Origin of the sequence: Pararhodobacter marinus, assembly GCF_003122215.1 — a bacterium.
GTDB classification, from domain to species: Bacteria; Pseudomonadota; Alphaproteobacteria; order Rhodobacterales; family Rhodobacteraceae; genus Pararhodobacter; species Pararhodobacter marinus.
In genome coordinates this window covers 24315-48130 of the sequence record NZ_QEYD01000007.1, presented here as the reverse complement: position 1 = coordinate 48130, position 23816 = coordinate 24315, and the positions used below count along the sequence as shown (strand labels likewise).

General features: G+C 67.2%; 25 protein-coding genes and 1 pseudogene. 15 read left to right on the top strand and 11 right to left on the bottom strand.

Going from position 1 to position 23816, the window contains the following annotated elements; genetic code table 11:
• Positions 1-157 precede the first annotated feature (157 nt).
• The 5 genes and pseudogenes from C4N9_RS22255 to C4N9_RS12385 form a co-directional block, all read left to right on the top strand.
• Positions 158-493: pseudogene (locus C4N9_RS22255) on the top strand (BufA1 family periplasmic bufferin-type metallophore); the annotation flags it as partial.
• Positions 494-658: 165 nt separating this feature from the next.
• Positions 659-1537, top strand: a complete 879-nt coding sequence (gene bufB / locus C4N9_RS12400) for an MNIO family bufferin maturase (protein ID WP_210404030.1) — start codon at positions 659-661, stop codon at positions 1535-1537.
• On the top strand, positions 1521-2255 hold the full coding sequence (locus C4N9_RS12395) for an HvfC/BufC N-terminal domain-containing protein (protein WP_109533654.1): 735 nt from the start codon (positions 1521-1523) through the stop codon (positions 2253-2255). Before bufB ends, C4N9_RS12395 begins: the two co-directional genes overlap by 17 nt.
• Complete coding sequence (locus tag C4N9_RS12390; protein ID WP_109533653.1) at positions 2252-2719, top strand: DoxX family protein; 468 nt, start codon at positions 2252-2254, stop codon at positions 2717-2719. Before C4N9_RS12395 ends, C4N9_RS12390 begins: the two co-directional genes overlap by 4 nt.
• Before the next feature lie 120 nt (positions 2720-2839).
• The gene (locus C4N9_RS12385; RefSeq protein WP_109533858.1) at positions 2840-4267 is read left to right on the top strand and encodes an amidase family protein; all 1428 of its coding nucleotides are present in this window, start codon (positions 2840-2842) and stop codon (positions 4265-4267) included.
• Positions 4268-4448: 181 nt separating this feature from the next.
• Here the strand turns inward: C4N9_RS12385 and C4N9_RS12380 are convergent, their stop codons facing one another.
• Positions 4449-5666 (bottom strand): urate hydroxylase PuuD, encoded by a 1218-nt coding sequence (locus tag C4N9_RS12380; protein ID WP_109533652.1) that lies wholly within the window; start codon positions 5664-5666, stop codon positions 4449-4451.
• A 96-nt stretch (positions 5667-5762) separates the two neighbouring features.
• Between C4N9_RS12380 and C4N9_RS12375 the strand changes: the two genes are divergently transcribed.
• From C4N9_RS12375 to C4N9_RS12365, 3 genes are read left to right on the top strand one after another with little or no spacing between them, the layout of a single operon-like run.
• Positions 5763-6767, top strand: a complete 1005-nt coding sequence (locus C4N9_RS12375) for a LysR family transcriptional regulator (RefSeq protein ID WP_109533651.1) — start codon at positions 5763-5765, stop codon at positions 6765-6767.
• Positions 6751-7683: a diacylglycerol/lipid kinase family protein gene (locus C4N9_RS12370; protein ID WP_109533650.1), complete on the top strand. Its 933-nt coding sequence runs from the start codon at positions 6751-6753 to the stop codon at positions 7681-7683. Before C4N9_RS12375 ends, C4N9_RS12370 begins: the two co-directional genes overlap by 17 nt.
• Positions 7680-8510, top strand: coding sequence for a metallophosphoesterase family protein (locus C4N9_RS12365; RefSeq protein ID WP_109533649.1), 831 nt, complete (start codon positions 7680-7682; stop codon positions 8508-8510). The genes C4N9_RS12370 and C4N9_RS12365 overlap by 4 nt, the downstream gene beginning before the upstream one ends.
• A 20-nt stretch (positions 8511-8530) precedes the next feature.
• Here the strand turns inward: C4N9_RS12365 and uraH are convergent, their stop codons facing one another.
• Complete coding sequence (gene uraH / locus C4N9_RS12360) at positions 8531-8887, bottom strand: hydroxyisourate hydrolase (protein ID WP_109533648.1); 357 nt, start codon at positions 8885-8887, stop codon at positions 8531-8533.
• Positions 8888-9072: 185 nt separating this feature from the next.
• Between uraH and puuE the strand changes: the two genes are divergently transcribed.
• Together puuE and C4N9_RS12350 are read left to right on the top strand one after the other, a co-directional pair.
• On the top strand, positions 9073-10455 hold the full coding sequence (puuE, locus tag C4N9_RS12355; RefSeq protein ID WP_109533647.1) for an allantoinase PuuE: 1383 nt from the start codon (positions 9073-9075) through the stop codon (positions 10453-10455).
• 277 nt (positions 10456-10732) lie between these two features.
• Positions 10733-11167 (top strand): hypothetical protein, encoded by a 435-nt coding sequence (locus C4N9_RS12350; protein ID WP_146195165.1) that lies wholly within the window; start codon positions 10733-10735, stop codon positions 11165-11167.
• A gap of 327 nt (positions 11168-11494) precedes the next feature.
• Here C4N9_RS12350 and C4N9_RS12345 read toward each other — a convergent pair whose 3' ends face one another.
• The 5 genes from C4N9_RS12345 to C4N9_RS12325 all read right to left on the bottom strand — a co-directional run bounded on the left by C4N9_RS12345 (position 11495) and on the right by C4N9_RS12325 (position 16773).
• The gene (locus C4N9_RS12345) at positions 11495-12211 is read right to left on the bottom strand and encodes an alanyl-tRNA editing protein (RefSeq protein ID WP_109533645.1); all 717 of its coding nucleotides are present in this window, start codon (positions 12209-12211) and stop codon (positions 11495-11497) included.
• Entirely contained in the window at positions 12208-14751 is a 2544-nt protein-coding gene (locus tag C4N9_RS12340) for a DUF3772 domain-containing protein (RefSeq protein WP_109533644.1), read from the bottom strand. Before C4N9_RS12340 ends, C4N9_RS12345 begins: the two co-directional genes overlap by 4 nt.
• A gap of 37 nt (positions 14752-14788) precedes the next feature.
• A complete protein-coding gene (locus tag C4N9_RS12335; protein WP_109533643.1) occupies positions 14789-15811 on the bottom strand; it encodes a cysteine synthase A in 1023 nt (340 codons plus the stop codon).
• A gap of 34 nt (positions 15812-15845) precedes the next feature.
• Positions 15846-16271 (bottom strand): hypothetical protein, encoded by a 426-nt coding sequence (locus C4N9_RS12330; protein ID WP_109533642.1) that lies wholly within the window; start codon positions 16269-16271, stop codon positions 15846-15848.
• A gap of 76 nt (positions 16272-16347) precedes the next feature.
• The gene (locus tag C4N9_RS12325) at positions 16348-16773 is read right to left on the bottom strand and encodes a hypothetical protein (protein WP_146195164.1); all 426 of its coding nucleotides are present in this window, start codon (positions 16771-16773) and stop codon (positions 16348-16350) included.
• 148 nt (positions 16774-16921) lie between these two features.
• On the opposite strand from C4N9_RS12325, the gene hisF reads away from it, so the two are divergent.
• The gene (hisF, locus tag C4N9_RS12320; RefSeq protein WP_109533640.1) at positions 16922-17683 is read left to right on the top strand and encodes an imidazole glycerol phosphate synthase subunit HisF; all 762 of its coding nucleotides are present in this window, start codon (positions 16922-16924) and stop codon (positions 17681-17683) included.
• Positions 17680-17991, top strand: a complete 312-nt coding sequence (locus tag C4N9_RS12315; protein WP_109533639.1) for a phosphoribosyl-ATP diphosphatase — start codon at positions 17680-17682, stop codon at positions 17989-17991. The genes hisF and C4N9_RS12315 overlap by 4 nt, the downstream gene beginning before the upstream one ends.
• A gap of 293 nt (positions 17992-18284) precedes the next feature.
• Here the strand turns inward: C4N9_RS12315 and C4N9_RS21925 are convergent, their stop codons facing one another.
• The 3 genes from C4N9_RS21925 to C4N9_RS12310 all read right to left on the bottom strand — a co-directional run bounded on the left by C4N9_RS21925 (position 18285) and on the right by C4N9_RS12310 (position 20077).
• The gene (locus C4N9_RS21925; protein ID WP_168192223.1) at positions 18285-18446 is read right to left on the bottom strand and encodes a hypothetical protein; all 162 of its coding nucleotides are present in this window, start codon (positions 18444-18446) and stop codon (positions 18285-18287) included.
• Between the two features lie 202 nt (positions 18447-18648).
• Positions 18649-18789 carry a hypothetical protein gene (locus C4N9_RS21920; RefSeq protein ID WP_168192222.1) on the bottom strand — a complete coding sequence of 47 codons (141 nt, stop codon included), beginning with the start codon at positions 18787-18789 and terminating at the stop codon, positions 18649-18651.
• A gap of 70 nt (positions 18790-18859) precedes the next feature.
• Entirely contained in the window at positions 18860-20077 is a 1218-nt protein-coding gene (locus C4N9_RS12310; protein ID WP_109533638.1) for an AAA family ATPase, read from the bottom strand.
• A 277-nt stretch (positions 20078-20354) separates the two neighbouring features.
• Here C4N9_RS12310 and C4N9_RS12305 point away from each other — a divergent pair, with 277 nt between their 5' ends.
• Complete coding sequence (locus tag C4N9_RS12305) at positions 20355-20876, top strand: helix-turn-helix domain-containing protein (RefSeq protein ID WP_168192221.1); 522 nt, start codon at positions 20355-20357, stop codon at positions 20874-20876.
• Between the two features lie 226 nt (positions 20877-21102).
• Here C4N9_RS12305 and C4N9_RS12300 read toward each other — a convergent pair whose 3' ends face one another.
• Positions 21103-21540 (bottom strand): Lrp/AsnC family transcriptional regulator, encoded by a 438-nt coding sequence (locus C4N9_RS12300; RefSeq protein ID WP_109533636.1) that lies wholly within the window; start codon positions 21538-21540, stop codon positions 21103-21105.
• A 119-nt stretch (positions 21541-21659) separates the two neighbouring features.
• Here C4N9_RS12300 and rocF point away from each other — a divergent pair, with 119 nt between their 5' ends.
• Both rocF and C4N9_RS12290 read left to right on the top strand, forming a co-directional pair.
• On the top strand, positions 21660-22592 hold the full coding sequence (rocF, locus tag C4N9_RS12295) for an arginase (protein WP_109533635.1): 933 nt from the start codon (positions 21660-21662) through the stop codon (positions 22590-22592).
• 10 nt (positions 22593-22602) lie between these two features.
• Entirely contained in the window at positions 22603-23661 is a 1059-nt protein-coding gene (locus tag C4N9_RS12290) for an ornithine cyclodeaminase (protein ID WP_109533634.1), read from the top strand.
• The last annotated feature ends 155 nt before the right edge of the window (positions 23662-23816 follow it).

Here is a 23816-nt window from a genome sequence, read left to right as displayed (position 1 = left end):
CGCAGGCGGCGGGGCTGTTGTTACACCGCCCCCGGCCAATTTCGACGAAAATTCCACCGATGTCACGGCTGCGTGAGCGGGCGTAACGGCGAGGAGGCCTCCTGCGTCTTGGCGATCAGGACCGCATGGTGCGGGCCGTTCCAACGGGAGAGTTCCGATGACCAAGACCAAACCGACCGCCGCCCCGCTTCTTGCCGCCTCGATCGCCGCCGCTCTGGCGATGGCCGCGGGCGCCGCGCAGGCCCAGGAGCAAGAGCGCTGCTACGGCGTGTCGCTGGCGGGCGAGAACGATTGCGCGGCTGGCCCCGGCACCAGCTGCGCGGGCACCTCGACGCTCGATTATCAGGGCAATGCCTGGACGCTGGTTCCGGCGGGCACCTGCGCCGAGATGATGCTGCCCGAGGACGGTATGGGCCATGCCCGGATGGGCGTCACCGCCGCCACGCTCGAGGAAGGCGGCTATGGCCCCGGCATCGCCCGCGACCTTCCTGCCAGCCTCGATCCCGAGGTGGTCGCCACCTACATGCCCGCCATGATGGACGGCGACATGATGCATGACGACATGTCCGACGAATCGATGACCAACGAGGGCTGACCCTCGCCGCGGCCCCGGTGATCGCCCTTGCCGGGGCCGCGACTGTCTGACGGAGGATTTGCCATGCATCCCGATTTTTGCCGGCCCGATACGCGCCTGCCCGCCACGAGTCTGCCCCGGCGCGCCGGGCTGGGCTTCAAGGCCGAGCATTTCGAGGCCGCGCTGCAAGCGCCGGTGGCGTTCTACGAGATCCATGCCGAGAACTACCTCGGCGCCGGCGGCGCACCGCATGCGATGCTGACGCAGCTGCGCGCGGATCATGCGCTGTCGGTGCATGGCGTGGGCCTGTCGATCGGCGGGGCCGGGCCTCTGGACCGCGCGCATCTGGCGCGGGTGAAGGCGCTGGTCGACCGCTATCAGCCCGCCAGTTTCTCGGAACATCTGGCTTGGTCCTCGCACGGGGCGGCGTGGCTCAACGATCTTCTGCCCTTGCCCTACACGGACGAGACGCTGGCGCGGATCTGCGCGCATGTCGATGCCGTGCAGTCGGCTCTGGGCCGTCCGATGCTGCTGGAGAACCCCGCGACCTATGTCACCTTCGCCGCCAGCACCTGGTCTGAGCCCGATTTCCTGAGCGAGGTCGCGCGGCGTACCGGCTGCGGGCTGCTTCTGGATATCAACAACGTCTTCGTTTCGGCCATCAATCACCGCAGCGATCCGCGCGCCTATCTGGCCGATTTCCCGCTGGCGGCGGTGGGTGAGATCCATCTGGCCGGGCACGAGGCCGAGGACCTCCCCGGTGGTCCTCTGCTGATCGACAGCCATTCACGGCCCGTGGCCGACCCTGTCTGGACGCTTTATGCCGAGGTGATCGCCCGCACCGGGCCGCTGCCGACGCTGATCGAATGGGATAACGACGTGCCTGCCTTCGACGTCTTGACCGACGAGGCGCGGCGGGCGGACCGGATCATGGAGGGCGCGCGCCATGCGGTCCTTGCCTGACCACGCCGCGACCGAGACCGCCTTCCACGCCGCGCTCTGGTCGCCCGACACGCCCGAGGGGCTGGCCCCGGCCGATGCGCTGGACCGCCGCGTCGCGGTCTACCGCAACAATGTCCGCCACGGGCTGACGCGCGCACTGGCGGCCCGGTTTCCGGTGGTCGAGCGGCTGGTCGGGGCAGAATTCTTCAGCGCCATGGCGGGTGTCTTCGCCGCCGCGCATCCGCCCGCGACGCCGGTCCTGTCGGAATGGGGCGGCGATTTCCCGGCCTTCCTGTCGGGCTTCCCGCCCGTCGCGGGACTGCCCTATCTGCCCGATGTCGCCCGGTTTGAAGCCCTGCGCGGGCACGCGTATCACGCCGCCGATGCGCCGGTGGCCGATCCCGCCGCGCTGAGCGCGGGCGATCCCGCGCGGCTGGTGCTGACGCTGGCGCCCTCGGTTCATGCCTTCGCGTCGGCCCATCCGGCCTTGCGGATCTGGCAGGCCAACCAGCCGGGCCGGGCGCCCGCGCCGCCCGGGTCCGGCCGCGACCACGCACTGATCGCGCGCAGGCCGGATTTCGCCATCGTCACCGAACCGCTCGACGCGGGCTCGCACGCGATCCTCACGGCGCTTTTGCGGGGCGTCCCGCTGGGCGAGGCCGCAACCCATGATCCCGCCCCGCTGCTGGCGCTGCTTCTGCGCCATCAGCTCATATCCCGCATCGGAGAACGGCCATGACCGAAACGACCGCCAGACATTCCGGACCCGGACTTCGCCCGCGCCTGCGCGCGCTCAATGCGGTTGCCGCGCGGTTGGTGCCGCTGGATCTGGCGCAGCTTGCCGCGCGGCTGGCCGTCGGGATTGTCTTCTGGCAATCCGCGCGCACCAAGGTCGAGGGGGTCTCTATCCGCGAGCAGACCTATTTCCTGTTCGAAAACGTCTACGACCTGCCGCTGATCCCGTCGGACTGGGCGGCGGTGGCGGCGACCTTGGGGGAACACGCGCTGTCGGTGCTGCTGATCGCGGGGCTTGCCAGCCGCTTCGCCGCCGCCGGGCTTCTGGTGATGGTGGCGGTGATCCAGGTCTTCGTTTTCCCCGAGGCCTGGGTCCTGCACGGCACCTGGGCGGCCTGCCTGCTTCTGGTGCTGTCGCGCGGCGCCGGGGTCGTATCGCTTGACCGGGCGTTGGGCATCGACCGCTGAGGGCGCGTACCTTGGCGGGCGTCGCGGATGAGTATTTGTGGCAGAATGAAAGCCCGATTGGCGGTTGCGCGTCAGGGGGCGGCGGTCCTAACCTGCGCGCTCACCGCGATGGAGCGCCGCATGACCGATACCCCCCTCTGGCAATTGACGGCGACCGAGCTGTCGGCGCTGACGCGCGCGGGCGAGGTCAGCGCCGAAGAGGCCGTGGGCGCGGCCGTCGCGCGGATGCAGGCGGTCAACCCGGCGTTGAACGCGGTGGTGGTGGACCTGTCCGAGGCGGCGCTGAAACGCGCCCGCGCGCTCGACGCCTCGGACGCGCCCAAAGGGCCGCTCCATGGCGTGCCCGTGACGATCAAGATCAATGTCGATCAGGCGGGGCAGGCGACTTCGAACGGGCTGCCCGGCCTGAAGGATGTGATCGCCCCCGAGGACGCGCCGCTGGTGCGCGCGCTGCAGGAGGCGGGCGCGGTGGTGATCGGTCGCACCAACACGCCCGAGTTTTCCTTCCGCGTCGATACCGACAACCCGTTATTCGGGCGCACCCACAACCCTTGGGGCCCGCATCTTTCGGCGGGGGGCTCGTCGGGCGGGGCGGGGGCCTCGGTCATGGCGGGGATCGGCGCACTGGCGCATGGCAACGATATCGCGGGCTCGCTGCGCTACCCGGCTTCGGCCAATGGCGCGGTCACGGTCAAGCCGGGGCTGGGCCGGGTACCGGCCTGGAACCCGTCGCAGAAGGCCGAGCGCGGGATGCTGGCGCAGGCGATGTCGGTGCAGGGGCTGATCACCCGCTCGGCGCGCGATCTGGCGCTGGCCATGCCGGTGATGATCCGCCCCGATCCGCGCGATCCGTTCCATATGCCGCTGCCGTGGAAGGGCGCGCAGATCGAGGGGAAGATCAAGGTCGGCTTCACGAAAGAGACACTCGATTTCCCGCTTCACCCCGAGGTCGAGGCCGCGCTCGACGATGCGCGCGAGGCGCTGATCGACGCGGGCTACATTGTTGAAGAGATCACGCCGCCCGGCCTGCGCGAGCTGGCGGCGACCGCGTTCCGCGCCCTGATGACCGAGACCGAGGCCCTGCTGGGGGCCGATATCCAGCGGCTTGGTTCGGATGTGATCAAGGGGATCTTCGCCGAGTATTTCGCGGCCTTCCCGCCCTACGAGCCCGAGGAATACCAGCGGGTCATCGCCGCGCGCACCGGATTCGCGCGGCGCTGGTCGCTCCTGCTTGACGATTACCCGCTGGTGCTGACCCCGTTCCTGCCGCAGCCCTTCTTCGCCCCGGGCCGTGACAGCGAGGGCCCCGAGGGTGTGGCCGAGGTGCTGGGATCGGCGATCTGGTCGACGCCGATGAATTTCCTCGGGCTGCCTGCGGGCAATGTGCCGGCGCGGCTCGCGGGGCTGGAAAGCGGGACGCAGCCCATCGGCGTGCAGATCATCGGCCGGCGCTGGCGCGAGGATCTGGTGGTGGGCGCAATGGCGGCGATCGAAGAGGGCATCGGCCCGATGGCGCCGCGCCTGTGGTCGCGCATGGACCGCGCCTGAGGCACCGTCCGGACATCTTTGTTCCGGAAATATTCTCGGGAGGATTTTCAAGGAGGGTGGAAAACCCTCCTTGAAGCGGGGGGCCCCGGGGGGCGGCAGCCCCCCGGTCTTATCGATAGCGGCGGGGCGGCAGCCCCCCCGGTCTTCCTGAAAGCGGCGGGGCTGCGCGCCGGTTAACGCCTCACCCCGCCACCGAGCGGTACCAGTCGCGGATCAGCGCCCGCTCGTCTTCTTCCATCCAGCTCACATTGGCGGGCGGCATCGCGTGCGAGCGCCCGGCCTGCAGGTAGATCAGCCGCGCCGCGCGGGCGACCTCGGCCGGGGTTTCCAGCCGCAGGCCGCGCGGCGCCCAGTTGATGCCGGGATAGCCCGGATACTCCGCGTGGCACATCGAGCAGCGCCCGGCGACCACCGAATGCACCGTGTCGAAACCCTCGGCCTGGGCGAAGCGCGCGATGGCGGGGGGCAGGGCGGCCACGTCCTCTTCCTCGCGCATGGCGGGGGCGATCGACAGCCACATCAGCAGGATGAAGATCACCGCCGTCACCGCCCAGGTCCAGGTCGGGTTGCCGGTGCGGGCATGGTTCGAGTTGAAGTAATGCCGGATCGTCACCCCCATCAGGAACACCAGCGACGCGATGATCCAGGTGTATTCCGTGGCGAAAGCCAGCGGATAGTGGTTCGACAGCATCAGGAAGATCACGGGCAACGTCAGGTAGTTGTTATGCGTCGAGCGCTGCTTGGCGATCTTGCCGTATTTCGGATCGGGTTTGCGCCCGGCCTTCAGGTCGGCCACGACGATCTTCTGGTTGGGGATGATGATCATGAAGACGTTGGCCGACATGATCGTCGCGGTCCACGCGCCCAGATGGATCATCGCCGCCCGGCCCGAGAAAACGCTGGTGTAGAAATAGCTCATGCCGACCAGCACCACGAACAGCGCGATCATCACCAGCGTCTGGTTCGAATTCACGAAGCGCTTGCAGATCTGGTCATAGACCAGCCAGCCGAAGGCCAGCGAGGCCACGGAAATCAGGATCGCCTGCCACGGCGCCAGATCCATCACCGCCGGATCGATCAGGTAGAATTCCGATCCCAGGTAATAGACCACTACCATCAGCGCGAAGCCCGACAGCCATGTCGCGTAGCTTTCCCATTTGAACCAGACGAGATGCTCGGGCATCCGCTCGGGCGCCACGAGGTATTTCTGGATATGGTAGAAGCCGCCGCCATGGACCTGCCATTCCTCGCCATCGGCCGGGCCGGGGATATTCCGGTTCAGCCCCAGATCCAGGGCGATGAAATAGAAGGACGAGCCGATCCACGCGATGGCGGTGACGACATGCAGCCAGCGCAGCGCGAATTCCGCCCAGGCCCCCATGATGGCGAGTTCGAACATTCCGGTGTCCCCTTGTTCTTTGCGCGCAGGCTATACCGGCCTGTGTCTTTCTGATAATCCGTCAAATCTCTGAGGACTTTCAAGCGGGGGCTTAAAATGTCCTATGTCAACATGATCCGCATGTTCGTGCGTGTCTACGAATTGGGCAGCATGTCCGCCGCCGCGCGCGATCAGCGCACCTCGCCGGCCGTGGCCTCGGGGCGGATCAGCGAGCTTGAGAAACATCTGGGCGTGCGGCTGTTCAACCGCACCACGCGCAAGCTGCAGCCGACCGAGAACGGGCGGATCTTCTACGACGGCGCGCAGGGCATCCTGCAGGCCATCGAAGAGGCCGAGGCGGCGGTCGCCGACGCCACGCAGAACCCGCGCGGGGTGTTGTATGTGGGCGCGCCGCTGGGCGTGGGGCGGCGGCTTCTGGGGCCTTTCGTGCCCGCCTTCAAGGCCGAGTATCCGCTGATCGACCTGCGGCTGCGGCTGTCCGACCGGATCATCGACGTCACCGCCGAGGGGCTCGATGCCGTGCTGCATCTCGGGCGGCTGGAAGACAGCGCGCTGAAGATGCGGGTGATCGCCGAATGCCCCCGGATCCTGTGCGCCTCGCCCGCCTATATCGCCCGGCGCGGCCTTCCCGCGGATGGGGCGGCGCTGGTGCGCGACCGGCACGATTGCCTGAACCTGCGCTATCCCGGCGCCAAGGAATTCCGCTGGACCTTGCGGACCCCGCAGGGCGAGCAGAGCTACGAGATTTCCGGCCCGTTCGAATCCGACGATGGCGACGTGCTGACCGACTGGGCGCTGGCCGGTCACGGCGTCGTGATGAAACCGGTCTTCGAGGTGGGCGCTTACCTGCGGACGGGCGCCTTGGTGCCGGTGGCGCGCGCGACGCCGCCCTTGCCCGTCACGCTGAGCCTGCTCACGCCGCACCGGCGGCTCCGCGATCCGAAGGTGCGGTTGTTTGCTGATTTCATTGTCGGTCGCATCCGCGCCGATATGGCGGCACAGGTGCAGGGGCTCGACCTTCCGGGAACGGATATCCCTGATTCCGATATTCCCGACAGGCCGGCATTGGAGGCTTCAGGGCGGCATGCTCACAAGCGATGACATCACCAGCCGCGACATCTGCGTCGTGGCCAATCCCAAATCCGGGCGCAACAGCAAGGACGCGCAGGCCATCGAGCAGGCGATGGAAGCGCTGGGTTCCGGCGCACAGCTGCGCCGCTGGTCGCGCGAGGGCGGGCTGGAGGACGAGGTCAAGTCCGCCATCGCCGAAGGCTTCAAGGTGATCGTCGCCGCGGGCGGTGACGGTACCGTGATGGGCGTGGCGCAGGCGATGATGGGCCAGCCCGCGCATATGGGCGTGCTGCCTTTGGGCACGTTCAACTATTTCGCGCGCGGTCTGGGCCTGCCGCAGGAACCGGCCCCGGCCGCGCGGGCGATCCTGAAGGGCCGCGCGCACCGGATCTCTGTCGGGTCGGTCAACGGCACCGTGTTTCTCAACAATGCCTCGCTGGGGTTGTATCCGGCCGCGCTGAGGGCGCGCGAGGATGTCTACAACCGATGGGGCCGCTGGCGCTTTCTGGCGCATCTGTCGCTCATTCGCACGATCTATCGCTTCCAGCGCCCGCATGCGATGCACATCACCACCTCGGGCGGGGTCGAACGGCGTCTGCGCTCTCCGCTCGTCTTCGTCGCGCGCTCGGCCTACCAGCTGGGCTATTTCGGGCTCGAAGGCTCGGATGCCATCGCAAATGACGAATTCGCGGTCTTCGTCGCCCGCCCCGGCTCGCGCTGGCAGATGCTGAAACTGGCGCTGCGGCTGGCCATGGGCACGATGAAGGCGGGCCGCGATATCGAGCTGATCTCGACCCGCGAGATGGTGATCGAAACCCGCCAGCCCCGGCCCTATGTCGCCTTCGACGGCGAGAAGAAACGCATGCCCTCGCCGCTGACCTTCAAGATCCATGACGACGCGCTCAGCATCATCGTGCCCGATCCCGCCGACCGGATTTCGGCATGACGCGCATCGCGCATCTGTCGGACCTGCATTTCGGTGCCCATGAACCCGGCCTTATCGACCCGCTCTGCGAAGCGGTCCATGCCGCGCAACCCGACCTTGTGGTGATCTCGGGCGATCTGGCGCAGCGCGGGACACGGGGCCAGTTCGCCAAGGCCCGGGCCCTGCTGGACGCGCTGCCCGGGCCGCGCTTTTGCGTGCCGGGCAACCACGACCTGCCGCACTGGAACCCGATCCTGCGCTTCGTGGATGGCTATGGCCGGTTCCGCCGCGCCACGCAGGGCCCGACCGAGCCCGTCTGGCGCGACGATGCCACGGCTTTGGCCGGCATCAACACCGCGCACCGCCTGCACTGGCAACGCGGCGAGATCGATCCGGGCCAGATCGACCAACTGCGCCACGGATTCGACGAGGCGGGCGACCGGCTGCGGATCGCTGTCATGCACCACCCGCTGGAACATGCCGCGCTCAACATCGACCCGCTGATGGTGGGCGCGGGGCGGCTTCTGGCGGCGCTGCCGGGCATGGGCGCCCGGATCGTGCTGTCAGGCCATGTCCATGTCAGCTATGTCGCCCCCTTCACCGACACGCCCGAGGTGCTGTTCGTGCAGAACGGCACGTCGCTTTCCACCCGGCGCCGGGGCGAGGACAACTTGTTCCTGACCCTCGACACCGGCCGCGACCGCGTGCGGATCACCCGCCACGTCGCCGATGGCACGCGCTATGTGCCGCATCACCCCGAACACTGGTCGCTAGCGCCCGGGGGTTGGCAGAGAGACACAGCCTCAGGGGCGGGCGTCACGCCGCGCACCCGCAGCGCGCGCGCCTGACCCCCCCCGCAAAGGGTGGCTCAGCTGCCGCGATAGGTCGAATACCCGTGCGGCGACAGCAACAGCGGCACATGGTAATGCGCCTCGGGGTCGCTCATGCCGAAGCGGATCGGCACCTGGTCCAGGAACAGCGGATCCGCCCCGGCCTGCCCGGTCGCCCGCAGGTAATCGCCGCAAAAGAAGATCAGCTCGTAGGTGCCCGGCTTGAACGCTTCCTGCGGCAGGATCGGCGCGTCGCTGCGGCCGTCGTCATTGGTCACCGTCTCGGCGATCTTCGTATGCGCATTGCCGCTCACCCGGTAGAGCGCGATGCGGATCCCCTCGGCGGGCAGGCCGCGCGCGGTGTCGAGAACATGGGTGGTCAGATAGCCGGGCATCGGGGGTCTCCTGTTCGCTGCCCGGCCATTCTGCCTGCTGCGCGCGCAAAAGCCAGTCCGCCGCGCGGGCACAGGTCCTTTCGGGAAATTTTGATAAACGTGCCGATTTTTTTGGCTAGTTTGAGGATCGAACCCCCTGAGCCAAGGACAGTATCGTGCCAGACGCCCCCCGATATCCCCGCAACATGATCGGTTACGGCCCCCGCGCCCCCCGCGTCGTCTGGCCCGGCGGCGCGCGCGTGGCGATCAGCCTCGTGCTGAACTACGAAGAAGGCGGCGAGAATCACATCCTGCATGGCGACGCCCAGTCCGAAGCCTTCCTGTCCGATATCGCCGGTGCCGCGCCCTGGCCGGGTCAGCGCCACTGGAACATGGATTCGATCTACGAATATGGCGCCCGCGCCGGGTTCTGGCGCCTGCACCGCCTGTTCACCGACCGCGCCCTGCCGGTGACGATCTACGGCGTCGCGACCGCGCTCGCCCGTTCGCCCGAGCAGGTCAAGGCGATGAAGGAGGCAGGCTGGGACATCGCCAGCCACGGGCTGAAATGGGTCGAGCATCGCGACATGCCAGAGGCCGAGGAGCGTGCGCAGATCGCCGAGGCCTTGCGCCTTCATACCGAGGTCGTGGGCGAGCCCCCGCGCGGCTGGTATACCGGGCGCTGCTCGGTCGACACCGTGGCGCTGACCGCCGCGACCGGCGCGCTCGACTGGATCTCGGACACCTATGATGACGATCTGCCCTATTGGCTGGAACTGGGCGAGCGCGATCAGCTTGTCATCCCCTACACGCTCGAAGCCAATGACATGCGCTTTGCCACGTCGCCCGGCTGGGTCACGGGGCAGGATTTCGGGCAGTACCTGATCGACAGCTACGAGACGCTCCTGGCCGAGGGCGGGCGCATGTTCTCGATCGGTCTGCATTGCCGCCTGATCGGGCGCCCGGGCAAGCTGGCGGGTCTTGTCCGCTTCCTCGACCACGTGGCCGAAAAGGGCGGGGCGTGGTTCGCCACCCGCTCGCAGATCGCCGATTTCTGGGCCGCGACCTATCCGCCCCTGCGCTACGAGCGCCCGAGCCGCATGGACCGCGACACGTTCGTCGCGCGCTATGGCTCGATCTTCGAACATTCGCCCTGGATCGCCGAACGCGCCTGGCAGCTCGAACTGGGCCCCGCCCATGACACCGCGGCGGGGTTGCACAACGCGCTCGCGCGCATGTTCCGCTCGGCCACGCGTGAAGAACGACTGGGCGTTCTCAAGGCGCATCCGGATCTTGCGGGCAAACTCGCGCAGGCCAGGCGCCTGACGGCGGAATCCTCGAACGAGCAATCCAGCGCCGGGCTCGACGCGCTCACCGACGACGAGCGCGCGGCCTTCCAGGCGCGCAACGAGGCCTATGTGAAGAAACACGGCTTCCCCTTCATCATCGCCGTGCGCGACCATTCCAGGGCCTCGATCCTGCAGGCCTTCGATACCCGCATCGCCAACGACACCGACACCGAATTCGCCACTGCCTGCCGTCAGGTGGAGCGGATCGCCGAAATCCGCCTCTCGGACCTGCTGCCATGAGCCCCTGAGCCCGGCTCCATGCCGGGCGCGCTGTCTTCATCGAGGCCCAGGCGGTGACCCCGCGCGGGTGACGTGCAACATCGTCACCTCGTAGCTGGCGGGCCGGAAACAGACGCAGGTCCCGATCTTCGCGCGCATCCGGGCTTCTTCGGGACCGTCGCGCAAGGCATCCTGCGCCCCGATCCCGACGGCGCACTGCCGGCCGGCCCGCACCCGATCCACTGGCTGAGGGCATGCTCTTCATGCTCGACGGCCGTGCCCAGTGGCGCTGGGATTCATGCCGATCTCGCGCGCCCTGCGCGGATTGGCGACCCGTCCCGGCCCGCGCGACAGCGTGGTGACCCATGAACAATACCACGGGTCCGCCGCCGTGCCCCGGACAAAGGGTGTCCGACCCACGACCCGCGTCGTCGATCCGCCGCAACTGCACGACGACATGCCTGTGACTGATGTCGCCTTCGTGTCCGGCGGCCCGATGCCGTTCGAGGAAACCCATGTCATGAAGCATGCCCTCTGCGCGGTCGAAGCCAAGGCGGCCTACAAGGGCAACCGCGACCGGGCCCAGGTGGAGGCGAGCGACTTCATATGGCTGCGCACCTTCTGGCCGCAGGCAGGCTACACCGGCGAACCCGGCCCCATCCGCCAACGTCTCGCCAAGGACCTGAACCGCCATCCGAGGCTCCGCCCGCCCAAGCGACGCGCTCGGCGCTGAACCGCGCCCCTTTCACTCTGTCGAAAATACTCCACGGGGGGCCGGGGGTGTGAAACCCCCGGGGACCACCACCCGCGCCCAAGCCCGCCTGACCGGGGCGATCGCGCTCAACCGGCGCATCCTGCCCGCAACCACAGGCCGCGCCGGGGTGGGGCTGTCTGCTCTTCTTTTTGGCATCACCCCGAGGAAATGCCGGCAACAAAAATGCGCGGTTACCGCAAAGACATCGCCACGACGCTCTTCGACACAGACCCGCCGGAGGGGGTCCGGGGGAGGGCCTGCCCTCCCCCGGGCGGGGGTGCGGGGGCGGCAGCCCCCGCGTCTCCGTCACGCCAGGAACAGCGACACGCGCCGGTTCTGCTTGCCCTTCTTCTCGATCTTGCCCAGCCGCACTGGCCCGATCTCGGCGGTCGAGGCCACATGGGTGCCGCCGCAGGGCTGCAAATCGACCTGTTCGTCGCGGGTGCCGATCCGGACCAGCCGCACCCGGCCCTGACCCGTGGGCGGGGCCACCGACATGGTCTTCACCAGATCCATGTTCGTGGCCATCTCGTCATCCGTGATCCAGCGTTCCGACACGCTCAGGTCGCGGGCGATGAGCGCGTTGAGCGCATCTTCCAGTGCCTGTTTGTCTTCGGGCGCCTCGGGCATGTCGAAATCGAGCCTTCCCTTCTCGGCGCCGATCGCGCCGCCCGTCACCGGCAGCGGGATCACCACCGACAGAAGGTGCAGCGCGGTGTGGACCCGCATGTGACGGTGGCGCCGGTCCCAGTCGAGGATCATCGTGACCTCGGTTCCGGGCGGGGGCGTCGCGGCGCCCTCCGCCGGGATCAGCGCCACCTCGGTTGCGCCCTCCTTGCGGGTATCGGCGATCGCGGCCTCGCCATCCTCCCAGCGCAGCGTGCCGCTGTCGCCGGGCTGGCCGCCGCCCGCCGGATAGAAGACGGAGGCATCGACCACCAGCGCGCCGTCTTCGGCCACGCGGATCACGCGCGCGGTGGCTTCGCGCGCATAGGGGGTTTCGCGGAAAAGGGGTGTCGTCATCGGTCCTGCTCGGGGTCGGGGGAGCCGTCGGGCTCGGTTTCGACGGTCTGGTCGGCCCAGGCCTCGGGAGTGCGCGTGCCGAGCCCGCCGTCGCGAGGCTCGGCCGGTATTTCTGCCGGCTCGGGTGCAGGGGCTGCGGGCGCGGGGGCTTGCGGGCGGGGCGGGCTGTCGGCCAACGGCCGCAGCGTTTCGGGATTGCGCAGCCAGATATCGCGCTGGGCATAGGGGATCTCGATCCCCTCGGCGGCGAAGCGTTCGGCGATCTTGTGGTTCACCTCGGTCGCGAGCGGCAATTTCATGCCCACGTCGCGGATGATCGCCCGGATGCGGAATTCCAGCGCATCCGCGCCGAAGCCCACGAAATCGACGCCCGGTTCGGGATCGAGCACGACGATCGGTTCGTTCTCGATGATCTCGCGCAGGATCGCCTCGACCTTGCGGGTATCGGTGCCGTAAGCCACGCCGATCGTCAGCACCAGCCGCCCGGTCAGCGAGGATTTCGTATAGTTCGTCACCGAGCCCGAGATCAGGTCGGCATTGGGCACGATGATCTTCGACTTGTCGAAGGTTTCGATCACCGTCGAGCGCACCGAGATCCGGTCGACGATGCCCTGATTGCCGCCGACCTCGATCCAGTCGCCCTCGGAAACCGGGCGTTCGATCAGCAGGATGATGCCCGAGACGAAGTTCGACACGATGGTCTGAAGCCCGAAACCGACGCCCACCGACAGGGCGCCGGCGACGATGGCAAGGCCCGACAGGTTGATGCCCGCCACCGAGAAGGCGATGAGCGCGGCCACGGTGATGCCCAGATAGCCCACGCCCGAGATGATCGCCTTCTGCGCGCCTTTCTCCAGCGTGGTCTTGGGCAGGATCGAGGTTCCCAGCGCACCCTGGAAGGTCCGGGTGGTCAGGTAGCCGATGCAGAACACCACGACGAACCACATCACGCTGGCGGGCGAGATGCGCGCGCCGCCGAAACTGGCGCCTTCCGAGAACCGCGCCCAGAGCTCCAGCATGTCGGTTTCGCGCGCGCCCCAGATCAGCGCCAGCGGGACCAGAGCGGCCAGCGACAGGACCAGCCCCGCCAGCGCCGGCACCAGCCCCTGCACGGCGCGGTCGTCATCGCCGATGATCGTGACATAGATGGCGATGATCAGCCGGTGCAGCACCATCACCGTGCCCACCACGCCCAAGGAATTCACGGGCGGGTAGGTCAGCATCGCCGCCGCGGCGATATAGCCCACGGCGCCCAGCACCGGCGAGATCAGCCCGAACAGCAAGAGCGTCCGGCAGCCCAGCGTCAGCATCCGGTCGAAGAAGGGCGAGGCCGCGACCGGCTGGCCGTCCTGCATCACCTGCCGGGGCTGGTGGCGGCTGAGCACGCGCGAGAAGCGGATCATCGTCAGCGCGCAGAGCAGCACCAGCGGATAGGTGAGCGCGGCGAGAGCGGCCTGGTTCAGCGTTTCTTCGACCAGCACCGTGCCGTAAAGCAGCTCGATCCCCGCCAGCGCGCCGAAGATCAGCGACAGCCCGCGCGCCTTGCGCCGGTCCGAGGCGCTGAGATTGAGCGACAGGCGCGGATCCTCGACGATGGGAAAGATGTGCAGCGACAGCCAGCGGGCGATGAAGAACGCCATGCCCGCGGGGATCAGCACCACCGACAGCGCGTCCAGCGTGGTCCCGGTCAGATGCGTGAGCCGGATCGCCACGGCCAGCAGCACCAGCCCCAGGAACGGCACCACCAGTTGCGAGAGCGAGACGAAGAACGCCACCACCACCCGCCCGCGCAGGATCGAGCTGTGATGCAAGAGCCGCATCGTCAGCCGCTCCATCCAGTGGCGCCCGCGCAGGATCAGCAGCAGCGCCAGCAGCAGGCAGACGATGGTGACGGGCAGGTCGCTGAGCAGTTCCTCGCGGTTGGCGGGATCGTTCCAGGCGCGCAGCACCTCGGCGCGCATGTTCTCCCACGATACGATCATCGCATCGAGCCCGGCCATCCAGGTCGCCGGGTTCAGCGGCGTCGGCCCCAGCGTCATCAGGGCGTTAGCCTGCCGCGCGCGCAATTCGCGGTCGATGAGCCGGATCAGCGCCTCGGCCTGCGCCAGACCTTCGCCCGCCGCGCGGATCGGCGCCTCGCGTTCGGCCAGCGTCGCCTGCAACTCGGCGCGGCGCTGGGCAATGTCGTCGGGTTCGCTTTCACCCTCGCCCGGGGCAGGGCCAAGCGAGGCGATCTGCTCGCGCAGCAAGGTCAGCCGCTCGTCGATCACGGCCTGCGTGGTGGTGAATTGCTCGCGCATCTCGACCAGTTGCACGCGCAGCTGGTTGAGCGTCTCGTCGGTGGTGAAATCGTTCTCCAGCGCCGTCTCGACCCGCGTGGCAAGCCGCGCCCAGGCGTCGTAATCGATCACCCCGGCCTCGGCGCCTTGCGCGGCAGCGGGCGCCGGGGGCAGCGATGCCACCATAGCGCCCGCAAGGACGGCCAGAAGAAGCGCTGCCAGATGCGAAAGCCCCGGCAGGCGGAAAGTCTTTGTGTTCATCGTGTCAGGCCCGAAAAACCCGGGCCGCCCGTTCCGGTTAATCCTGGAACATCACTGGCAGGGGCAGGGGCGCGCGGTCAAGCCATTCGGGCACCGGCAGGCCCTTTCCCTTCAGGAACTCGGGGTTGAACAGCTTGGACTGATAGCGCGTGCCATAATCGCACAGGATCGTCACGATCGTGTGGCCCGGCCCCATCTCCCTGGCCAGACGCATCGCGCCCGCGACGTTCACGCCCGACGATCCGCCCAGGCACAGGCCCTCATGCTCGAGCAGGTCGAAGCAGACCTGCACCGATTCCGCGTCGGGAATGCGGAACGACATATCCGGCGTGAAGCCTTCCAGATTGGCAGTCACGCGGCCCTGGCCGATGCCCTCGGTGATGGAATTGCCGGGATTTTCCTCGCCGGTATAGATCTTGTACATGCCCGCGCCCTCGGGATCGGACAGCGCGATCTTCACGCCGCGCGGCTGCAGCGCCTCGGCCACGCCCGCCAGCGTCCCGCCCGACCCCACGGCGCAGGTGAACCCGTCGATGGCGCCGCCGGTCTGCGACCAAATTTCCGGGCCCGTCGTCTCGACATGCGCCTGCCGGTTCGCCACGTTGTCGAACTGGTTGGCCCAGATCGCGCCGTTGGGCTCGGTCTTGGCCAGTTCCTCGGCCAGACGGCCCGAATATTTCACGTAATTGTTCGGATCCTTGTAAGGCACCGCCGGCACCTGCACCAGCTCGGCGCCCGCCAGCCGCAACATGTCCTTCTTTTCCTGGCTCTGGGTCTCGGGGATGACGATGACGGTCTTGAACCCCATCGAGGCCCCGACCAGCGCCAGCCCGATCCCGGTATTGCCCGCCGTGCCCTCGACGATGGTGCCGCCGGGTTTCAAAAGCCCTTTCGCCACCGCGTCGCGGATGATGAACAAAGCGGCGCGGTCCTTGACCGACTGGCCGGGATTGAGGAACTCGGCCTTGCCGAGGATCTCGCAGCCGGTTTCCTCGCTCGCCTTGCGCAGACGGATCAGGGGCGTGTTGCCAATCGCCTCGGCAAGATTGCGGCGGATCATGCGGGTCATCCTTTCACGGACAGGACAGGAAGGGTCAGTGCAGCACGCCGCGCCGGTTCTGGGCGCGGGCGTAGAGCCAGCCGAAAAGCGGCATCACCACCAGGACGGCGATGACCGCCAGCAGTGGCACGGGCAACAGCATCACCGGCGGCGCGGCCAGAAACAGGCCGATCCCCACGGCAACCTCGAAGGCGAAGGCGGCGAAGAACAGCAGCACCGAGGCATCGTCGCGCAGCGCGAGGAAAATCGCGGCCACCACGCCCAGCCAGACGCCCAGCGCCCAGGTCACCTGCAGCCACAGCGCGTCGAGCGGCATCAGCGGCATCAGCGCGGGCCAGTCCTGCGCGCCCAGTCCGAAACGCGCGATCACGTAATCGGCGCCCAGAAGGCCGTGCCAGATCAGCAGGATCAGGGCTACGGGCATCAGCGAGGACGGGGCGGGGGCGGTCGGTTGGGCCATGATCGGTGCCTGTTCTGTTCGGGTTCAAAGTGGCGCGCACGGGCGGCGGTGTCCAGCCCCCGCGACGATCCGGTCCTCAGGTAGCGCTGTGCGACGCGATCGCAAAGAGCGGATCGCCGGTCAGCTGCCGGGCCAACGACACCGGGACGCCGCGGGTGATCATCCGGCGATAGACCGTCTCGGCCCGGCTGCCCGGCTGCACCCCCGGCGGCAAGGGCGCTCCGGTCGCCGCGCGCAGGGAAGCCATCTGCTCGTCCAGCGCGCGGGTGTCGCGCGCGCTCACGCCCGGACAGCCTTCGCGCAGGCCGGAAGGGGCGGTCTGGCCGGCGGCCCCGATCATCGTCTCGGCGCGCTCCAGAAGCGCGCATTCGGCGGCGATCCGGTCGACCGCATCGGGCGCAGGTTCGGGGGCGGGAGCGGGCGCAGCACAGGCGGCCAGCAAAGCCAGCGGAGCCGCGCGCAGGAACGCGCGAAACGGAGCGGAGCGGGAAGGGGACAGCACGGAGACCATGCCGCGTGGTTTAGCCGCTCGTCCCTGACGTGTAAATCGCGCCCGGCCCGCTCCCGCGAAAGCCGCATCAGCCCTTTCCCCCGGCGGCACGGGGCGCTAGGGAAGGATCGACAGCCCTGCAAGACCAAAGAGCGTGGCCATGCTGAAAACCCGCATCATCCCTTGCCTGGACGTGGCCGATGGCCGCGTCGTCAAGGGCGTGAACTTCGTCAACCTGATCGACGCGGGCGACCCGGTCGAAGCGGCCAAGGCCTATGACGCGGCGGGGGCGGACGAGCTGTGCTTCCTCGATATCCACGCCACGCATGAAAACCGCGGTACGATGTTCGACCTCGTGACCCGCACGGCCGAGCAATGCTTCATGCCGCTGACCGTGGGTGGCGGGGTGCGCACGCATCACGACGTGCGCGCGCTTCTGCTGGCAGGGGCGGACAAGGTGAGCTTCAACTCGGCGGCCGTTGCCAATCCGGATGTGATCGCCGAGGCCGCCGACCGCTTCGGCAGCCAGTGTATCGTCTGCGCCATCGACGCGAAGACGGTGGAACCCGGCCGCTGGGAAATCTTCACCCATGGCGGCCGCAAGACCACGGGCATCGACGCGGTCGAGTTCGCCCGCACCGTGGCCGCGAAGGGCGCGGGCGAGATCCTGCTGACCTCGATGGACCGCGACGGCACCAAGGCGGGCTTCAACCTGCCGCTCACCCGCGCCATCGCCGAGGCCGTCGACGTTCCGGTCATCGCCTCGGGCGGGGTCGGGACCCTCGATCACCTCGTCGAGGGCGTGACCGAGGGCAAGGCCTCGGCCGTGCTGGCCGCGTCGATCTTCCATTTCGGCACCTATACGATCGGCGAGGCCAAGGCCCATATGGCCGCCGCCGGCATTCCCGTGAGACTGTCATGAGCGCCATCCACCGCCTTGCCGCCACCATCGAAACCCGCAAGGGCGCCGACCCCGAAACCAGCTGGACCGCCAAGCTCCTTGCCAAGGGGCCCGAGAAATGTGCCGAGAAATTCGGCGAGGAATCGGTCGAGGCGATCATCGAGGCGGTGAAGGGCGACCGCGAGAAGCTGGCCTCGGAAGCGGCGGATGTGCTGTTCCACCTGCTCGTCATGTGCGCGGCCCGTGATGTGTCGCTCGCCGATATCGAGGCCGAACTCGAGCGCCGCGAAGGTGTCTCGGGCATCGCCGAGAAAGCCGCCCGCGGCTGACGCCGCGCATCCTCCGGCGCCGGTCCCGTGGCGGGCCGGGGCCAGAGGGGGCTGTCTGCCCCCTCTGGACACCCCCGAGGATATTTAAGGAACAAAGACGGGGCGTTAAGTTTGCGTTAACCGCGCATCTTTACGCCGGAAATATCCCGGGGGGTGAGCGCGCAGCGCGAGGGGGGCAGAGCCCCCCTTCCTGTTCTTGCGGGCTACCTGTGTGCATTCATCAGATCTGTCAGTATCAAATCAATAGGTCTGATACCAACTGGCGATTTGCGGGATTTGCTGGGAACGGCTGATCAGAGGTGGTTGAGGTTTGCGAGGTGGCGGCCATGACGGTGCCACCAGCGGTGCAGCGACGAGCGGCTGATGCGGCGCTCGGGCGGGAAGCTGGCGGTGACCTCAGCCGTGATCTGGCTAAAGGTCAGCGTGTCGATGCGGGCGAGGACGAAAGCCTGCAATTCAGGGTCCGTCGCCAGTTTCGACGGCACTCCGGGGCGGTGAGCGCGGCGGTGGGCGGCGGCTGCGGGCAGGTCGTCAAGAGGGGGCCTTCAATACCCTCTTCAAGGGCGCGTGAAGCAGTGCTTTCCAAGTCCACCAGAGTCAGGCGCGCGGCACGACTGGCGGTAATGGCCCGCTGTAAAGCGTTGCGCGCGGCGGGAGTCATTCGCGCTGCTCCTTGAGCATCTTGCGCACTGTTACGTCAGTCACGCGCAGTTTGCGGGCGATATCGCTCACCGGCAGCCCTTGCCACGCCAGCATGGCCGAAAGCCATGCATTTGCCAGGGGAACACGTCTGGGCATCCAGCCGCGTGCGGCGCGATGGGCAAAGAGGATTGTTCCAGCCGAATCTGAATTGCCAGCTTAACCGTGCTCATGCGTCACCTCCATTCGGCACGAATTTCAGATCGCGGATCGCCCACGACAGATGCTCCAGCGTGGGGCAGTCATTTCCAGAAAAGAGCGCCGCTTGATCCATCGCGGCTTGGACATTGCGAAGCCCGCCGCCGTGGAACGGTGCTACGGCATGTAGCGCCTTGATTGCCGCATCGGTCGCAAATGCGGTGCCCTCGACCAAAGCCGCCACGTCCGCGCGTCTCACGCGTTTGATGCACACCGGACGGCTTGCATGCACCCGGCTGCGAAGCGAGGCGATCTTGTTGACCTGATGCTGCAGTTCAAGGCCGCCGCACAGCACCAGATTAAATTCGCCATCGCGCGCCAGCGCCGCGACCCAATCCGCGCCTTGTGGTTGCAGGTTGTGCGCGTCGTCAAGAGCCACCATTCGCCCCCGACCGATGTATCCGACAAGCGCTTCCTTCATGGCCGGAAGACTCATGCCATTACCCTGGGCACCAAACGCCCTCAGCAGCGAATAGGCAACGCCGCTTGGCCGGCCTTCACCATTGGCAACTTCCAATCTGAAGGCGTCATGTCCAAGTGCCGACAGAAAGCTTTGCAGTGCCTTGGTTTTCCCGACACCCGGTGCGCCGGCAATCATCGCGACGCTCGGCTCCTGCCGATGCCGCAACATTTCAAGGCTGTGCAAGATGTCCTGCGCCGTCTCGGTATGCGCAAAGTCGCCCGGTCGCCGTGGGCGGAAATCGGCATTGGCAATCCGCAGATGCTGTGCCATGTTCGTCTCTTCTGAGAGGCGGGCTTCAACCCCCTTGAGCCGCGTCAGAAGGGCTTTCAAACGGGGCTGTGAATGCCCCATCACGCCGAATTTCGCATGCACCAGCCGCAGCCGGTCCGGCCACTTCACACCCGGCCCCATCGCCACCAGAAAGCGCGCGACCTCGGCCTTGCGCTCGGCACGCTCGCGACGACTGACACAGGCTTGCAGGAACCCCTCGTGCGCCGCGTCGTCATAGGTGCCAGGGTCAAGCTCTTGCCCGTTGATATGCTTCAACAGGTACTCTTGCCGTACCGCCTCCGGCAGGTCGGACAGCAGGACCGCATCAGCGTCACCGCCGCGAGATGGAACCTTGAAGGTCTTCACCCCCCTGACGCGCAGCCAGGTCCCGGCATGCCTCCGATCTACCGGGATCCCGCTCGTGCCAAGCAACTGACGGACCTGTACGCCAATCATTCCGTCACACCTGCCGCGTGCTGAAGCTTTTCTACCAGTTCAGTTGCCTTGGGGCCGATCCATCGTCCGGCCAGTGCCTTGCGCGCATTTGCGGTATCGACGCCATTGTTCTTGCACCAAGCATGCAAGCTTGTGCCGCGGCCGACAAAGCCCGCCCGCACCTGCGCAAGGCGGTGGTCAGACCTGCCAATTGCTGATACGCTTCTCACGGATAAGAATAACCCAGATTTGGGAGATTTTAATACCCTAATTTGGGCTCTGCCAAGAAGAGATGCGGATGCTGGACCTCGCCTCGAAACTGCGCGAACTCCGCGACAAGAACGGTTGGACAGTAGCCGATATGGCTGAAAGAACCGGGATTCCGAAGCGCACTTTAGACAAATACATGCTTCGATCAGGAGCGAGCTTGCCGGGTTTCGATGCTGTATGCGCTTTGGCAAAGGGCCTCGGCGTCTCACTCGATTGGTTGGTTCTGGGCGCAGACACCGCTGGGGAGGGAATCGAGCTTATCGCAGAGAAAACTGCCTACAACGCCGTGATGACGCTCGCGGAGACCATCGTGCGTCACAGTGAAGGCTCCGACGGTAGAGTGGTCGAAGATGGCAACATCCTCGGACTAGAGCTAGAGGTTTGGGCAGCTGACCTCAGCGCACGCGCCGGTGAACAGGCAAGGGAACTTGCCGTCGTCGGAACGACGAAGGAAGACCTGCTGACATGGCGGCAGCAACGAGCCGAACGTATTCAGGAAATGGTGCGAGATCGGGTCTCCCGAATGACGTCTCCAAGCTCCACACAATAGCCAAAACCTTACGCTATCAGGTGTGGCGTGTGGCGTGATCGCGCCACACGTTGCGCAACGCCCCATTGAAAACACTGCCAAATTTTCTGCAAGAATTGCTGACAAACCCATCTTCGCCCCCCCAAAAGGGCTGATCGGCATCAAACCTATTGATTCTCCTATTTTTCAAGCAACTGATTTAACTTGTAAAAATTTTCGGCCAGTATCAAATCAATGAGGGCCGTCACTACCGCGGTGGCGCGGCGCGCCGGGTGGACATCAGCAGATGCGTCTCCGATTGCGTGACCGCGTCGAGCTTGCGGATCCGCGAGAGGGTCTCGTCGAGCTGCGCGAGGCTGTGGGTCGCCAGATCCACGATCACGTCCCAGCGTCCGGTCGTCGCATGCACCGCGCGCACCGCCGGATGCGTCAGCATCCGCCCCACCACACGATCCGTCCCGCTGCCTTCGATCGCCACCATCATCAGCGCGCGCACCGGGCTTTCGGCCAGGTCCGAACGGGTCAGCACCGTGAAGCCCTGGATCTCGCCCGTCTCGATCAGCCGGTTCAGCCGCGCGCGCAGGGTGTTTCGGCTCAGCCCCAGATCGGCGGCAAGCGTGGCGAGCCCCGCGCGGCCGTCGCGTCTGAGCGCCGCGATCAGGCGCAGGTCGGTATCGTCTGTCATGCAAAACGCTCACTTCGATTGTGCGAAACGCTCAATGAACGGCGCGAAACGGGCAAGGCGTCAAGTGGATTCCGCTGCCGCGACCGCTACACTTCCCGGCACGCAACACAGGAGTCCCCATGCCCCAGACCCATTGCCTCCTGATCGGCGCGCCGGTCGATACCGGCCAGCGCCGTCCCGGGTGCCTGATGGGCCCCGCCGCCTATCGCACCGCCGGGCTGGCCGAGGCGCTTCAGGCGCTGGGCCACAGGGTCACCGATCTGGGTGACGTCTCCTGTGCGCCGGTCGAAGCCACAAGCATCAATCCCGCCGTGCATCACCTGCCCGAAACGCTGGGCTGGAGCGCCGCGCTGGCGCAGGCCGGAACGCAGGCGATGGCGCAGGGGATGCCGATCTTCATGGGCGGCGATCATTCGCTGTCGCTGGGCTCGGTGGCGGGCATGGCGCAGGCCGCGCGCGACGCGGACCGTCCGCTTTTCGTTCTCTGGCTCGACGCGCACAGCGACTTCCACACGCCCGCGACCACCGAATCGGGCAATCTGCACGGGACGCCCGTGGCCTATCTGGCCGGGCGCGATTTCGAGGCCTTTCCGCCTTTTCCCGCGCCCGTGCCGCCCGAGAATATCTGCCTGTTCGGCATCCGCTCGGTCGATCCGGCCGAACATGCCGCGCTGCTGGAGCACGAGATCGCCATCAACGACATGCGCGTGCTTGACGAGCGCGGCGTCGTCGCTCCCTTGCGCGAATTTCTCGAGCGGGTCGAGGCGGCGAACGGGCTTTTGCACGTCTCGCTCGATGTGGATTTCCTCGACCCGATGGTCGCGCCCGCCGTGGGCACCACGGTGCCGGGTGGTGCCACGTTCCGCGAGGCGCATCTGGTGATGGAGATGCTGCATGAAAGCGGCCTCGTGACCTCGCTCGACCTTGTGGAGCTCAACCCCTTTCTCGACGAGCGCGGGCGCACCGCGCATCTGATGGTCGATCTGGTCGCCTCGCTGATGGGCAAGAAGGTGTTCGACCGTCCGACCCGCGCCTTTCGCGGGCAGCATTGAGGAGCTGACAATGCAGGCCAATCGCGCCACTCCGCCCGCCCCCTCGGCGCAGGCGCTGGTCCCCTTTGTCTCGGTGGCCGAGATCATGGCGATCATCCATCGCATCGGGCTGAAACCGGCGCTCATGGATCTGACCGACAGGATCGCGGCCGATTTCCGCCGCTGGCCCGATTTCGACAAGACCCCGCGCGTGGCCGCGCATTCGCCGATCGGCGTGATCGAGCTGATGCCGACCTCGGATGGCGCGCGCTACGCGTTCAAATACGTGAACGGCCATCCGGCGAATACCAAGGCCGGGCTGCAGACCGTCACCGCGTTCGGCGTGCTCTCGGCGGTCGACACGGGCTATCCGCTGTTGATCTCGGAAATGACGATGCTGACTGCGCTCAGGACCGCGGCGACCTCGGCTCTGGCGACGCGGACATTGGCGCGGCCCGATTCACGGGTGCTGGCGCTCATCGGCAACGGCGCGCAGGCCGAGTTTCAGGCGCTGGCGCTGCAGGCGGTCTGCGGCATCGACACGGTGCGGCTGTTCGACACCGACCCGGCGGCGACGGCGAAATGCGCACGGAACCTTGCCGAGAGCGGTCTCATGCTGATCCCCTGCACCAGCGCCGAGGCCGCCTGCGAGGGCGCCGACGTGATCACCACCTGCACCGCCGACAAGCGGCTGGCGACGGTGCTGCATGACAACATGATCGGCGCGGGCGTGCATATCAACGCGATCGGCGGCGATTGCCCGGGCAAGACCGAGCTGGCCCCCGCGATCCTGTCGCGCGCCGAGACGTTCGTGGAATACGAGCCCCAGACCCGGATCGAGGGCGAGATCCAGCAGGTCGGCGCCGATCATCCCGTCACCGAGCTGTGGCAGGTTCTGGGTGGGCAGGCGCCGGGGCGGCGCGACGCGCAGGCGGTGACGCTGTTCGACGGCGTGGGCTTCGCGGTCGAGGATTTCTCGGCGCTCAACTGGCTTTATGATCAGATCCAGCCGGGTGGCACGATGCTGGACGTGATCGCCGACCCCGACGATCCGCGCGATCTGTACGGGATGCTTCAGCGCGCGCGCTGAGGCGCCTTGTGGCACGGCGCCCACAGGCGCGGCGCGTGTCCTCCGCGCCCTCTTGGGAAGCCGGGCCTCACCATGCTAGGCTTCGCGCGTATGGGGCCGCAGGAGGGCAGGGCAGCGATGAGCGAGACGCGTTTTCCCGGTCACTTTCCCCGCCC

Bases quoted from the DNA above. Each gene is read 5' to 3' on its own strand.
- bufB (WP_210404030.1), top strand. From the start codon at position 659: ATGCATCCCGATTTTTGCCGGCCCGATACGCGCCTGCCCGCCACGAGT.
- C4N9_RS12395 (WP_109533654.1), top strand. From the start codon at position 1,521: ATGCGGTCCTTGCCTGACCACGCCGCGACCGAGACCGCCTTCCACGCC.
- C4N9_RS12390 (WP_109533653.1), top strand. From the start codon at position 2,252: ATGACCGAAACGACCGCCAGACATTCCGGACCCGGACTTCGCCCGCGC.
- C4N9_RS12385 (WP_109533858.1), top strand. From the start codon at position 2,840: ATGACCGATACCCCCCTCTGGCAATTGACGGCGACCGAGCTGTCGGCG.
- C4N9_RS12380 (WP_109533652.1), bottom strand. From the start codon at position 5,666: ATGTTCGAACTCGCCATCATGGGGGCCTGGGCGGAATTCGCGCTGCGC.
- C4N9_RS12375 (WP_109533651.1), top strand. From the start codon at position 5,763: ATGTCCTATGTCAACATGATCCGCATGTTCGTGCGTGTCTACGAATTG.
- C4N9_RS12370 (WP_109533650.1), top strand. From the start codon at position 6,751: ATGCTCACAAGCGATGACATCACCAGCCGCGACATCTGCGTCGTGGCC.
- C4N9_RS12365 (WP_109533649.1), top strand. From the start codon at position 7,680: ATGACGCGCATCGCGCATCTGTCGGACCTGCATTTCGGTGCCCATGAA.
- uraH (WP_109533648.1), bottom strand. From the start codon at position 8,887: ATGCCCGGCTATCTGACCACCCATGTTCTCGACACCGCGCGCGGCCTG.
- puuE (WP_109533647.1), top strand. From the start codon at position 9,073: ATGATCGGTTACGGCCCCCGCGCCCCCCGCGTCGTCTGGCCCGGCGGC.
- C4N9_RS12350 (WP_146195165.1), top strand. From the start codon at position 10,733: ATGCCGATCTCGCGCGCCCTGCGCGGATTGGCGACCCGTCCCGGCCCG.
- C4N9_RS12345 (WP_109533645.1), bottom strand. From the start codon at position 12,211: ATGACGACACCCCTTTTCCGCGAAACCCCCTATGCGCGCGAAGCCACC.
- C4N9_RS12340 (WP_109533644.1), bottom strand. From the start codon at position 14,751: ATGAACACAAAGACTTTCCGCCTGCCGGGGCTTTCGCATCTGGCAGCG.
- C4N9_RS12335 (WP_109533643.1), bottom strand. From the start codon at position 15,811: ATGATCCGCCGCAATCTTGCCGAGGCGATTGGCAACACGCCCCTGATC.
- C4N9_RS12330 (WP_109533642.1), bottom strand. From the start codon at position 16,271: ATGGCCCAACCGACCGCCCCCGCCCCGTCCTCGCTGATGCCCGTAGCC.
- hisF (WP_109533640.1), top strand. From the start codon at position 16,922: ATGCTGAAAACCCGCATCATCCCTTGCCTGGACGTGGCCGATGGCCGC.
- C4N9_RS12315 (WP_109533639.1), top strand. From the start codon at position 17,680: ATGAGCGCCATCCACCGCCTTGCCGCCACCATCGAAACCCGCAAGGGC.
- C4N9_RS21920 (WP_168192222.1), bottom strand. From the start codon at position 18,789: ATGCCCAGACGTGTTCCCCTGGCAAATGCATGGCTTTCGGCCATGCTG.
- C4N9_RS12310 (WP_109533638.1), bottom strand. From the start codon at position 20,077: ATGATTGGCGTACAGGTCCGTCAGTTGCTTGGCACGAGCGGGATCCCG.
- C4N9_RS12305 (WP_168192221.1), top strand. From the start codon at position 20,355: ATGCTGGACCTCGCCTCGAAACTGCGCGAACTCCGCGACAAGAACGGT.
- C4N9_RS12300 (WP_109533636.1), bottom strand. From the start codon at position 21,540: ATGACAGACGATACCGACCTGCGCCTGATCGCGGCGCTCAGACGCGAC.
- rocF (WP_109533635.1), top strand. From the start codon at position 21,660: ATGCCCCAGACCCATTGCCTCCTGATCGGCGCGCCGGTCGATACCGGC.
- C4N9_RS12290 (WP_109533634.1), top strand. From the start codon at position 22,603: ATGCAGGCCAATCGCGCCACTCCGCCCGCCCCCTCGGCGCAGGCGCTG.